We start from the raw sequence: 10,990 nt of genomic DNA, 5'->3' as shown, positions 1-10,990 counted from the left end.
TTAGTCAATCAAAAAGAGTGCGAATTGTGTTTTAGTGCTCGGAAGGTGGACTGAACTGGGGCGCAGTGCTCATTCATGGTGCGGAAGTTGGTTGTCCTGGGGTGCCTCAGTGCGCTTGGTGGCGTAATAATGAGACTGGTCGAATGGAGTGCTCGGATTGTAACCTTTTGTTTTCTAAGGAATTTAAAAATAAATATTTGCTCTGATAACACCCTGGCACTGTCTTTGCTCTATCCCTGGCATCGTTTATCGAAGCTGGGACTCACGCAATGCCCTCTACAGCCAAGACAGAAGTCGTCAAACTGAAAACCCCCGACACTAAGGTCGGCATCAAGCCTGGCAAAGTGTGGTTGGTGGGTGCCGGACCGGGCGACCCCGATCTGCTGACTCTTAAAGCCCTGCGCGCTATTGAGCAGGCCGACCTGATTCTTTATGACAATCTGGTCAGCCAGGAGATCCGCGACCTGTTCCCGGCATCTACTCCCGCATTCTATGTGGGCAAAATCAAGGATAACCACTCCATTCCTCAGGACCAACTCAATGAGCTGCTGGTAGAGAAAGCCGAGCAGGGTCTGAACGTTTGCCGTATTAAAGGCGGCGACTCTTTTGTATTTGGTCGCGGTGGTGAAGAGATGCTGCGCCTGAAGCAGAACAACATCATCGTAGAGTTGGTGCCGGGCATTACCGCCGCCGCCGGTTGCACCAGTTATGCCGGTATTCCACTGACTCACCGCGGTGTGTCTCAGGGTTGCACCTTCGTCACGGCACATGCCGAGAAAGAGCTGGGCGTGGATTGGTACGCACTGGCTCAGTTAAAGCACACTCTGGTGTTTTACATGGGCCTGAGCAAAGCCGGGATGATCAGCAGCAACCTGATCGCCGCAGGCCTGCCGATGGAAACGCCTGCCGCCCTGATCGAAAACGGTTGCTGCCCACAGCAGCGAGTGATTCGCGGTGATCTGAGCGAATTGGCCGAGCTGGTAGAGCGTGAACAAGTTCAGTCTCCGGCCCTGATTGTTGTGGGTGATGTGGTTAACCTGGCCGACCAGCTCGACTGGTTCAGCGAAGCCGCCGCCGCACAAACCGAATTTAAAAAATCTATTCAAAAATTGTCAGCCTGATATTTGAGGAATTGTCATGAGTAAGCAACGTGTTGTTGTTGTTGGTAACGGAATGGTCGGCCACAAGTTTATTGATAACTTGCTGCAAGACACCAAAGCCGACGAATTTGAAATTATCACCTTTTCCGAAGAGCCCCGGCTGGCTTATGATCGTGTTCAGTTGAGCAGCTACTTCACCGGCGCCACCGCCGCCGACCTGGCGTTGACCGACGAAGGTTACTACAACGACAATGGCGTTAACTTTGTCCTGAACGACAAGGTTACCGAACTCAACACCAGTGATAACTACGTCGTCACAGCCAGCGGTCGCAAAGAAAGTTACGACAAACTGGTGCTGGCCACCGGTTCTTTCCCGTTCGTTCCGCCGATCCCTGGCAACGATCAGGAGCACTGCCTGGTTTATCGCACCATCGAAGATCTCGAAGCCATCAACGCCTCTGCCTCCCAGAGCAAAGTGGGTGTGGTTGTGGGTGGTGGTCTGCTGGGCCTGGAAGCAGCCAATGCACTTAAGGCTGCCGGTCTCGAAACTCACGTGGTTGAATTCGCGCCTCGTTTGATGGCCGTACAGCTGGACGAAGGCGGCGGTAACTTGCTGCGTCGCAAGATTGAAGACCTGGGTGTCAATGTACACACGGAAAAAGCGACTACTGAAATCGTCGCCGGTGAAACCTGCCGCTACCGCATGAACTTCGCAGACGGCAGTCACCTGGAAACCGACATGATCCTGTTCTCGGCGGGTATTCGTCCACAGGACGAACTGGCCCGTCAGTTCGATCTGGAAATCGGCGAACGTGGCGGCATTGTGGTTAACGACTTCTGCCAGACCAACGTCGACAATGTTTACGCCATCGGCGAATGTGCCCTGTGGGGCGGTCGTATCTTTGGTCTGGTTGCACCCGGCTACACCATGGCCAAGGTGGCGGTTTCTCATATCACTGGTGGAGAAGAGAAATTCCTGGGCGCCGACATGAGCACCAAGCTGAAGTTGCTGGGTGTGGATGTAGCCTCCATCGGCGACGCCCACGGCAACACTCCCGGTGCGCAGTCTTACACTTACAACGATGAAATCGAGCAAGTCTACAAGCGCCTGATCGTTTCCGAAGACGGCAAGAAAGTACTGGGTGCCGTACTGGTTGGCGATGTAGACGCCTACGGCAACCTGCTGCAGATGATGCTCAACGATATGGACCTGCCGGAAAACCCCGCCGGTCTGATCCTGCCCAACACCGGTGGCGAAGAAGCCATGGGGCTGGGTGTGGACGCTCTGCCGGAAACTGCACAGATCTGTTCCTGTTACGACGTCACCAAGGGCGACATTATGGCGGCGGTGGCTAATGGCTGCACCGACATGGCGGCCATCAAGGGTGAAACCAAGGCCTCTACCGGTTGTGGTGGTTGTGCCGCGCTGACCAAGCAGGTTCTGGACGCCGAACTGGCCAACCTGGGCTACGAAGTGAAGAACGATATCTGTGAGCACTTTGCCTATTCCCGTAAAGAGCTGGCCGACATCATCCGCGTCAAGAAAATCAAAACCTTTGACGAGCTGCTGGACAGCCACGGCAAAGGTCTGGGCTGTGATGTTTGTAAGCCTGCCGTGGGTTCCATCCTGGCCTCTTACTGGAACGACTATGTGCTGGAAGAAGAGCACATGGGCCTGCAGGACACCAACGACATCTTCCTCGGAAACATGCAGAAAGACGGTACCTACTCCATCGTACCTCGCGTGGCCGGCGGCGAGATCACTCCGGACAAACTGATCGTTTTGGGTGAAGTGGCGAAAGAATTTAACCTCTACACCAAGGTCACCGGCGGCCAGCGTATTGACCTGTTCGGTGCCCAGCTGCACGAACTGCCGATTATCTGGAAGAAATTGGTGGATGCCGGATTTGAAACCGGTCACGCCTATGGAAAGTCGGTTCGTACCGTCAAGTCCTGTGTGGGCAGCACCTGGTGCCGCTACGGCGTCAACGACAGTGTCGGCTTTGCCATCAATATCGAAGACCGCTATAAGGGCCTGCGCTCACCTCACAAACTCAAGTTCGCGGTATCCGGTTGTACCCGTGAGTGCGCCGAAGCTCAGTGTAAGGATGTGGGTGTCATCGCCACCGAAAACGGCTGGAACCTGTACGTGTGTGGTAACGGCGGTATGCGCCCTCGTCACGCCGACCTGTTCGCCACGGATCTGGACGACGACACCCTGATCAAATACGTCGACCGCTTCCTGATGTTCTACATCCGCACCGCTGACCGTTTGCAGCGTACCTCCGTCTGGCTGGAAAACCTCGAAGGCGGCCTGGATTACCTGAAGGAAGTCATTATCGATGACAAGCTGGGTCTGGGCGCGGAGCTGGAGGCCGAAATGGCCGCCAACATCGGTAACTACCAGTGTGAGTGGAAGACCACGGTTGAAAGCTCGGAGAAGCTCAAGCGCTTCCAGCACTTTATCAACAGCGACGACACCGACAGCAACCTCGCTTACGTAGTGGAGCGCGAACAGCGCCGCCCGGCCACCAAAGAAGAGCGCATCCAGTCCGTGGAGCTGGTGGACTAAAGATTACGCAAGACAGAATTCTAGGAGATAACCCATGAGCAACTGGATTACCGTTTGCAGCGAAAACGACCTGACCCCAAGCACCGGCATCTGCGCCCTGCACGAGGGTGAGCAGGTAGCCATCTTCTTCTGCGGCAAAAACAAAGAGGTATACGCCGTATCCAACTTCGACCCCATCGGTGAGGCCAATGTGCTGAGCCGCGGCATTATGGGGTCAATTGGTGAAGACGTGGTGGTCGCGTCACCGCTGTACAAGCAACACTTTAACCTCAAGACCGGCGAATGTCTGGAGGAACCCGAGCATACGTTGAAGACTTACCCCATCCGCCTGGAAGGTGGTGAGGTTCAACTGCAGGCCGCTTGACCTTCTCGAGCACTTTACTAAGTTGTTCTCTGCACTGGGGGCGCCACAAGCGCCCCGTTTTTTTATGTACAGGATGTAAGGTACTCCGCGGGAGGCGGGGAGCCGGGAGCGGAGCAGCTATGGATCGCTACGGCATCAATGAATCGTCCGATTCTTAACGTCCAGACATTCCGGGTGCAGGACCATCTCTACCCAATACTCCCAATCGGCGGGCAATCGAGCCTTTAGCTCCTCTTCTTCAATATTGCGGATCTGGTCAGAACACAGCTCCAACGCGGCTCTCAGGTCCAGCCAGCGCTCCACTGCGTGGTAAATATGCTCATATTCGTGGCTGGAGGTGGCAGCCAGCGCCTGGTAAAACTGCTTAGTCTTATCGTCCAGGTCGTAGAGTAGAAATTCAGCTTCTTCAAGCTCCCAAGGCAGTTCTTCATCGTAGGTCGTCTTCATCAGTTTACCAACCTCCTGTCTATTTTTTGTACTGCTGGGTCGCGCGCAGGGCGCTTTACCACTTTCAATCAAATTTGTTTCAGGGCTATGACATCTGCCTTTTGGTGTCTGGGTGGGGTGTGAGGCTCCTTGTTGCGGTGTGTATATAGTTTTACCTCAGGTTTGCGTTTAGATCCATACGTTTGTGCAGAAAATGTGCTGCGGTGTCCTGATTGTATTATAGGGGGTTATTGTTGCAAGAATGCCAGGTTTGGAGGAAATTTGTACTACCACGGCTTGCTGGTTGCCTTTGCTATATTGCTGAATGGGCTAATTACTGCTCTGCCGCCTCGATTGATCACGTGGGTATAGATCTCGGTGGTCCTGACGTCGGTATGCCCCAGCTGCTCCTGAATTGTTCTGAGGTCAGCCCCTCGTTCCAGCAAATGGGTCGCGAAAGTGTGCCGAAGCGCGTGACAACTCGCCGGTTTGTGAATGCCTGCCTTACGCACAGCTGATTTGACGGCCCTCTGAATAGCCTGCTCCCCAATGTGATGCCGCCGTCGCTTTCCAGAGCGCGGGTCTGTGCTGATGTTTTGAGCGGGGAAGAGATACTGCCAGCCCAGTTCAAAGGGCGCAGCAGGATATTTACGCTCCAGGGCGTTAGGCAGAAATACACCGTCCCAGCTAGGATCGGATTTATCAATGTAGTATTGGGTTTTCACATGTTCCATGTGTAGCCTCAGAGGCTGGATCAGTTCTTCAGCAAGCGTCGTAATTCGGGACTTTCGGCCCTTACCCTCCCTGACCTGAACAGACAACTTGTCAAAGTCGATGTCCTGCCACCGGAGTCTGACGGTTTCCATCACACGCAGCCCGGAGCCGTACATCAGTGCGGCACACAGAAACGCGTAATGACGCAGGTGTTTGAATAGTTCGGTGACTTCCTCAATGGTCAGGACGGTGGGCAATTTCTTTGGACCGTTTGCCCTATAAAAATCGCTGAAATCACCCAATTCCCGTTGCAGCACATGGCGGTACATAAACACCAGCGCATTCAGAGCCGTTTTCTGAGTGTTGGGTGACACGTTTCCATATATGGCCAAGTGCTCAAGGAATGCGCGTATGTGGGTCTCATTCATGTCCTTGGGGTGTGCTTTGTTGTGATAGCGGATGTAAGCCAGGACCCAATAGACATAGGTGCGTTCAGTTCGAATACTGTAGTTCTTGCCACGGATACACTCGCGGATTTTGCTGATGAACGGAGATTTCATGCGGTCCCTGCCTGTTGATTTGTCCAGTATTGAGATGGTGTTGAATGTGGTCAACAATGTAGCCGTAAAATTCAGTTGGATTCGGCGCCTTTTTAAGGAATTTGGGCCAAAGGTATGAGATTAGAGGGAGATGATCGGGTGAATTCGGTAGTGGATCTGGATACATGTCCCCAAGACGTAGTTAAACGCGTCACTGAGCCAGGAAGGGCTTAGCTCTGTGATTTGAAAGGGAGTTTTGAGATTGATTTATTTTGGAAGTTGTCAGATACACGTCACGCTGACGCGAAGAATCGCGTCTTGGTTACGTTGAATATAATGTTAGCAGGCACGAAATTGAACATTAGAGTATTAATCAGAAATCTGTTCTATCGCTTTCAGTATTTGAAATATGTTCGATACCTGCCTTTCTATTTGGCAAGAGATCATGGTGTTAAGAAAACCTATACTACTAATCAGATTGATCACAGCATTAGGCGATATAATTTCAAAACAAGATATGCGCCAATAGCTTATGCATTGTATGGGAGTGAAAGTTCGTACTTAGAAGCATCTTCCAAGTATCAACCTCATCCTGATCGGATCTATATTCGAAGAGTAATAGGGCGTATATACGAGGTTGATCCTGATGATATCTGCATGTGTAAACTTCTTAATTTCTCAATGTTTAAATCAAGTTATCATCCAGGCGCATATGATTGGACTGAGAAACAATACAACAAAGATTATGATCGGCTATGCAGGTACATTAAAAAGTGCAAAAACTTGGACAAAAGCTGCTAACAAGTCAATTAACTACGCGCCTACGGCGCCGGACGCAGCAAAGCTGCGCCGGTTATTGAGGCGTTATGTGCCATTGAGCATCGGCGTTACTTCAGAGAGATAACGTAGATATGGAAGAGCAAGTATACTCAGGCTCAGCTCTTTGGTTTTTGGCGGACCTTATAAGAAAGGTTGGTTTCGTTACATTTCCATTAATGTTTCTTCTGATCTCGTCTTTATGTATAAAAATTCAAAGAGATCTATGGGCATACATATCATTAGTTGGCGCTTGTTTAGTGTTTGGTGCGAATTTGGTGCATCGATACTCTGGAGAAATTCGTTCTGTGTGGCTTAGCTACCCAATACCGGAAGTCAATGAAAATGTACTAGTATGGTATATCGCAATTCATGGTCTAAATACTGGGTTGCTGATTTTTGGAATAGGAACCGCAGGTGTTATTAATAATCGGAGAAGCACATAACAATCGTAGGCAGGCACGCGCGCGTTGCGCGCTGGACGTCCTTTCCGCTGTCTCCTTTGCGCATGGCTTCGCCATTATCGCGCAAAGCAGCCAGCTCCAAGGCCGCCCCTGCTACGGGCGTTAGGAGTCATCATGGAAGAAACAGATGAGGAATGGGTCGCCGACTATCTCCGCCTCGAATATGGCGAAGATATCCAAGATCCAGATTCGGTAAAAGCCTCGGATATAAAACACATTGGTGAGTTCGTAATAAATGGCGTCGTAACGGATTATTTTTCTTACCCACACTCAGGTGAGCCGTCCTGGGCCATAATCGAAACAATTGACGATAAAGACTGCGTTAGCATTACAAGCAATCCACCACCGGAGCATTCTGCATGAGCGTCGCTCCTAACAAGGCCAGCCAGAGGGACCAAAAAACCGCCGCTTCGCTCTGGTTTTTCGGCCCCTGCTGGCGGCGTTATGGCACTATGAGATTTCCGGGAATCTTACTTGCCGCTCTAATTTTAGTTGGCTGTGGCTCGGATGTGAAAACCTATGATCCAAGACTAGAAGGAATTTGGAAGCCTAATAGAGAGATGACGTTCAAAGAACTGGATAGAAGCAAACTCTCTCCTGCAAAGATCAGGTTCTTGGAAGAACATCTTGGTGAAATTGGGTTTGAATTCAGAAAGAACAGGTTTGCGGTTATAAATCTCAATGAAACTGATTCATCTCCACAGTTGAATAATGAATACGAGGTAATCTCGAAGACGGAAGATTCTGTCACTATATCGATAGACAGTGAGCATATCGAGGATTTTCGTGGCTCACTACAATTTGTAGGCAATTGCTTTTATTCTACTATGGCCGAAGATTATAAAGAGTATCTTTGCAGAGTGGAGGAGTAAGGCCATAACAAAGCCAGGCACAATCGCCAGCAGGCTGGCTGGACCTCCGCAAGCTACGCTTGCTCCGGCCTGTGCTGGCGGCGTTAGCGTTCTTGAGTATCGATTTATGGAAAAATTGATTGTATGGATAAATATCCTTTTGCTTATCCTTTTCTCAGAAGAGGTATTAGCAAATGGCTTCTCTCAGGGCGGGGATACTAATGTCAGTGAGAAACTACAAGATTCCGCCCTGCAAGCTATTAAAATTTCAATGAGTCATCAAGGTTGCGCTTCAATACTCCGTCTTGATAAAAAGATTATCAAAGAGGAACCGCTAACTGGTATGAAAGGCCACGTATGGAGCAAAGAGGGGTGGATGGTTTTTGGTTGTAAAAGATCTTTTCCCTATTATGTGTTACTGGTAGAGAATGGAGATGGCGGCAGCTATGTGCAAGTTAAGTAATCCATACGCTAACAAGGCTATTAAATTCGTTCCAGGCGCAAAAAGCGCGCCTTCCACCGGACCCGCGAAAAGCGCGGTCCGTTTATAGCGGCGTTATGCAACGAACATCGCGGTTAAAAAATGGAATTAGAGTTAGTTTTCTTTCTTTTCATTGGACTGGTTGTAATGGCATTTATGACGATTCCGGCTTATATCGTGATATTGGGTTATCTGGGAGTAAAAGAGTACATTCTGATTCGGGGAAGCTTTTTGGGATTGGCGCATATTGGGTGTCAGGTAGTGGGCCATACCGCGTTGCTAATCAAGAGTTACTTAGGGGCAACTACCTCGGTAATAGCAAGCATATTTATATCAACAGTTTTAATGTCTGCAATCTTAAGGAGAGTGCTCATTGTAACTTTTCCAACAGCATTTTTGAGCAGCTTGTCAGCTTACGGAGCATGCTACTTTTTGATGATAGTGGTTTACAATGCAGTTCTGGCATAACCATGGGCACCAGCACCGCGCACTACGTGCGCTGGACGCCCTCTCCGAAGCTTCGCTCCTCCAAGGGCGCCGCTGTGCCCGGCGTTATGCACTGCCGCAGCTCTAGTTGGTAATCACTAACAAAATCCCGCCGTTCTCGGCTTTCTGGGTTCGTACCAGCCCCAAAATAGGGTACACTCAACAGCAATGTGACAACGTGGTACCAGCGGAAGGTCCGTCGTCAAAACCACCTCCTTCCGTCCGCTCTCCAGGGCACGCATCACCTGTCATTGAACATTAATCAAAGCGGTCCGCATTCATCAGTGCCAACCGCGAGAGTAGGGCTTTGTAGTGAAGGGCAGTGCTGTGCATAACAATCGTAGGCAGGCACGCGCGCGTTGCGCGCTGGACGTCCTTTCCGCTGTCTCCTTTGCGCATGGCTTCGCCATTATTGCGCAAAGCAGCCAGCTCCAAGGCCGCCCCTGCTACGGGCGTTAGGCGATCGAGCTGCGCACAAAATAATTAGTCAAAATTAGGAGAAATATTGATGAACGATAGTTTCAAATCGGATGCTCACAAGGCCATATTCATTGCTTTGTCTTCAGGAAAAGGAACAAGATTTGATATCTGCCAAGCAATTCTGTCTATTATAGAGTCTGAAACAGATTCAAACGTGGCTGATCTTCTAGAATATACGTGCATAAACTTCGAGTCGATTTCATCTAACGATACCGTAGATTTAAAGGTCGCATCAATTTCGGATAAGGATAAAGAAGAACTAAAAGCTTCTTATGGGAAGATTTCTGATGAAATGCTGGCATCACTTATTGATAGAAATTTATCTTCTGAGGAATTTTACTCTGAGCTATGGGGAATAATATCTAATCCGTTCTTTTCAAATGAGTTAAAGCGCGCATTTGTCCTTTATAACATGCTAATGGATAAAAGAATTCCATATTTTAATGTTTCTGAAGGCGTGAAAATGAATGATGATGAATTTCGAGATATATCAGCTTCAATAGCTACGGAAAAAGCGAACGTAAGATTTCTACTTACTCGAAAGTTTAAACAAAAAACACAACAAGCGAGTAATCTACTGGACGTTCTGAGTAGTGTTGATGACATCAAGAGAAAAACGGTTCTTCTTGCTTATATCATCAATGAAGCTGGAACTAATAACGCTGACGTCCTTAGGGCTATTCAAGCCTTGCAAAAGGGGTAAGTGATGACAGAAAATAGCGCGGTAACTAATTATCTAATTAGTGCGCATAAAGATATAGAGAGTAAGTATGTTCAAAAGGCAGGCAGCTCTATTAACAATTTTTCTGGTACTGACGATTCAGTAGTTTCAGAGCTAAAAACTAGAATATCTAACTTAGAAAAAAGCGTTCAACTCTTGCTATCCCAGCCATCAAACATTCATATCTATAACAACAATTCTCCTTCAGCAACAAGCAAATCTGACCTGTCGAGTGAGGTTGTAAGCAATAACAACTCAGTTTTAAACATATATAGCCGTGAATTAGAAGATGTATCAAATCTAGTAAATTCACATAACAATCCAGAACTAGAAGAGCTGTTGTCTGGAATTTTGGAAGAACTTGGAAAGATTGATAAAGATGGAGAAGTTCCTAGAAAATCAATTATCGAGCTAGCTTGGGGAACACTATGCCAGGCAATACCAACATTAAAAAGCTCGCTTGATATAGGTGAGTTATTATCCAAGTATGTAGCCTAACAAGGTGTTGAATTGGGGTTTGGGTAAGATGGCACCTTTTTTGTTCCCAAAAAGGTGCCATCTTACCCAAACCCATTAACACGACGTTATGCACTGCCGCAGCTCTAGTTGGTAATCACTAACAAAATCCCGCCGTTCTCGGCTTTCTGGGTTCGTACCAGCCCCAAAATAGGGTACACTCAACAGCAATGTGACAACGTGGTACCAGCGGAAGGTCCGTCGTCAAAACCACCTCCTTCCGTCCGCTCTCCAGGGCACGCATCACCTGTCATTGAACATTAATCAAAGCGGTCCGCATTCATCAGTGCCAACCGCGAGAGTAGGGCTTTGTAGTGAAGGGCAGTGCTGTGCATAACAATCGTAGGCAGGCACGCGCGCGTTGCGCGCTGGACGTCCTTTCCGCTGTCTCCTTTGCGCATGGCTTCGCCATTATTGCGCAAAGCAGCCAGCTCCAAGGCCGCCCCTGCTACGGGCGTTA

Annotated in this window: 13 protein-coding genes; 10 read left to right on the top strand and 3 right to left on the bottom strand. The window is 49.2% G+C overall.

Annotated features, from left to right (window positions below):
* Positions 1–269: 269 nt before the first annotated feature.
* Genes cobA through nirD form a run of 3 tightly spaced genes read left to right on the top strand, consistent with a single transcriptional unit; the run spans position 270 to position 4,036 of the window.
* Complete coding sequence (cobA, locus tag HBA55_RS17900) at positions 270–1,121, top strand: uroporphyrinogen-III C-methyltransferase (RefSeq protein WP_166994254.1); 852 nt, start codon at positions 270–272, stop codon at positions 1,119–1,121.
* Between the two features lie 16 nt (positions 1,122–1,137).
* Positions 1,138–3,672, top strand: coding sequence for a nitrite reductase large subunit NirB (nirB, locus tag HBA55_RS17895; protein WP_166994252.1), 2,535 nt, complete (start codon positions 1,138–1,140; stop codon positions 3,670–3,672).
* A 34-nt stretch (positions 3,673–3,706) separates the two neighbouring features.
* Positions 3,707–4,036 carry a nitrite reductase small subunit NirD gene (gene nirD / locus HBA55_RS17890; protein WP_166994250.1) on the top strand — a complete coding sequence of 110 codons (330 nt, stop codon included), beginning with the start codon at positions 3,707–3,709 and terminating at the stop codon, positions 4,034–4,036.
* A 135-nt stretch (positions 4,037–4,171) separates the two neighbouring features.
* Here nirD and HBA55_RS17885 read toward each other — a convergent pair whose 3' ends face one another.
* Both HBA55_RS17885 and HBA55_RS17880 read right to left on the bottom strand, forming a co-directional pair.
* Positions 4,172–4,483: a hypothetical protein gene (locus tag HBA55_RS17885; RefSeq protein WP_166994248.1), complete on the bottom strand. Its 312-nt coding sequence runs from the start codon at positions 4,481–4,483 to the stop codon at positions 4,172–4,174.
* A gap of 266 nt (positions 4,484–4,749) precedes the next feature.
* The gene (locus HBA55_RS17880; RefSeq protein ID WP_166994246.1) at positions 4,750–5,736 is read right to left on the bottom strand and encodes an integron integrase; all 987 of its coding nucleotides are present in this window, start codon (positions 5,734–5,736) and stop codon (positions 4,750–4,752) included.
* A gap of 315 nt (positions 5,737–6,051) precedes the next feature.
* Here HBA55_RS17880 and HBA55_RS38215 point away from each other — a divergent pair, with 315 nt between their 5' ends.
* From HBA55_RS38215 to HBA55_RS17850, 7 genes are all read left to right on the top strand, one after another.
* Entirely contained in the window at positions 6,052–6,516 is a 465-nt protein-coding gene (locus HBA55_RS38215; protein ID WP_420821506.1) for a DUF6559 family protein, read from the top strand.
* Positions 6,517–6,626: 110 nt separating this feature from the next.
* On the top strand, positions 6,627–6,977 hold the full coding sequence (locus tag HBA55_RS17875; protein ID WP_166994244.1) for a hypothetical protein: 351 nt from the start codon (positions 6,627–6,629) through the stop codon (positions 6,975–6,977).
* A gap of 132 nt (positions 6,978–7,109) precedes the next feature.
* Positions 7,110–7,358, top strand: a complete 249-nt coding sequence (locus HBA55_RS17870) for a hypothetical protein (protein WP_166994242.1) — start codon at positions 7,110–7,112, stop codon at positions 7,356–7,358.
* The gene (locus HBA55_RS17865; RefSeq protein ID WP_166994240.1) at positions 7,355–7,867 is read left to right on the top strand and encodes a hypothetical protein; all 513 of its coding nucleotides are present in this window, start codon (positions 7,355–7,357) and stop codon (positions 7,865–7,867) included. Before HBA55_RS17870 ends, HBA55_RS17865 begins: the two co-directional genes overlap by 4 nt.
* Before the next feature lie 106 nt (positions 7,868–7,973).
* Positions 7,974–8,309 (top strand): hypothetical protein, encoded by a 336-nt coding sequence (locus HBA55_RS17860; RefSeq protein ID WP_166994238.1) that lies wholly within the window; start codon positions 7,974–7,976, stop codon positions 8,307–8,309.
* A gap of 1,012 nt (positions 8,310–9,321) precedes the next feature.
* On the top strand, positions 9,322–9,996 hold the full coding sequence (locus HBA55_RS17855; RefSeq protein ID WP_166994235.1) for a hypothetical protein: 675 nt from the start codon (positions 9,322–9,324) through the stop codon (positions 9,994–9,996).
* A 3-nt stretch (positions 9,997–9,999) separates the two neighbouring features.
* Entirely contained in the window at positions 10,000–10,512 is a 513-nt protein-coding gene (locus HBA55_RS17850) for a hypothetical protein (RefSeq protein WP_166994232.1), read from the top strand.
* Between the two features lie 278 nt (positions 10,513–10,790).
* Here the strand turns inward: HBA55_RS17850 and HBA55_RS17845 are convergent.
* A partial coding sequence (locus HBA55_RS17845) for a hypothetical protein (RefSeq protein WP_166994228.1) occupies positions 10,791–10,990 on the bottom strand: 200 nt, incomplete at its 5' end.

The sequence above is a fragment of the Pseudomaricurvus alkylphenolicus genome, from assembly GCF_011683955.1.
GTDB classification, from domain to species: domain Bacteria; phylum Pseudomonadota; class Gammaproteobacteria; order Pseudomonadales; family Cellvibrionaceae; genus Pseudomaricurvus; species Pseudomaricurvus alkylphenolicus.
Note: the sequence above shows the minus strand (reverse complement) of the source record. Positions and strands in the feature narration are given on the sequence as shown.

Bases quoted from the DNA above. Each gene is read 5' to 3' on its own strand.
- cobA (WP_166994254.1), top strand. From the start codon at position 270: ATGCCCTCTACAGCCAAGACAGAAGTCGTCAAACTGAAAACCCCCGAC.
- nirB (WP_166994252.1), top strand. From the start codon at position 1,138: ATGAGTAAGCAACGTGTTGTTGTTGTTGGTAACGGAATGGTCGGCCAC.
- nirD (WP_166994250.1), top strand. From the start codon at position 3,707: ATGAGCAACTGGATTACCGTTTGCAGCGAAAACGACCTGACCCCAAGC.
- HBA55_RS17885 (WP_166994248.1), bottom strand. From the start codon at position 4,483: ATGAAGACGACCTACGATGAAGAACTGCCTTGGGAGCTTGAAGAAGCT.
- HBA55_RS17880 (WP_166994246.1), bottom strand. From the start codon at position 5,736: ATGAAATCTCCGTTCATCAGCAAAATCCGCGAGTGTATCCGTGGCAAG.
- HBA55_RS38215 (WP_420821506.1), top strand. From the start codon at position 6,052: ATGTTAGCAGGCACGAAATTGAACATTAGAGTATTAATCAGAAATCTG.
- HBA55_RS17875 (WP_166994244.1), top strand. From the start codon at position 6,627: ATGGAAGAGCAAGTATACTCAGGCTCAGCTCTTTGGTTTTTGGCGGAC.
- HBA55_RS17870 (WP_166994242.1), top strand. From the start codon at position 7,110: ATGGAAGAAACAGATGAGGAATGGGTCGCCGACTATCTCCGCCTCGAA.
- HBA55_RS17865 (WP_166994240.1), top strand. From the start codon at position 7,355: ATGAGCGTCGCTCCTAACAAGGCCAGCCAGAGGGACCAAAAAACCGCC.
- HBA55_RS17860 (WP_166994238.1), top strand. From the start codon at position 7,974: ATGGAAAAATTGATTGTATGGATAAATATCCTTTTGCTTATCCTTTTC.
- HBA55_RS17855 (WP_166994235.1), top strand. From the start codon at position 9,322: ATGAACGATAGTTTCAAATCGGATGCTCACAAGGCCATATTCATTGCT.
- HBA55_RS17850 (WP_166994232.1), top strand. From the start codon at position 10,000: ATGACAGAAAATAGCGCGGTAACTAATTATCTAATTAGTGCGCATAAA.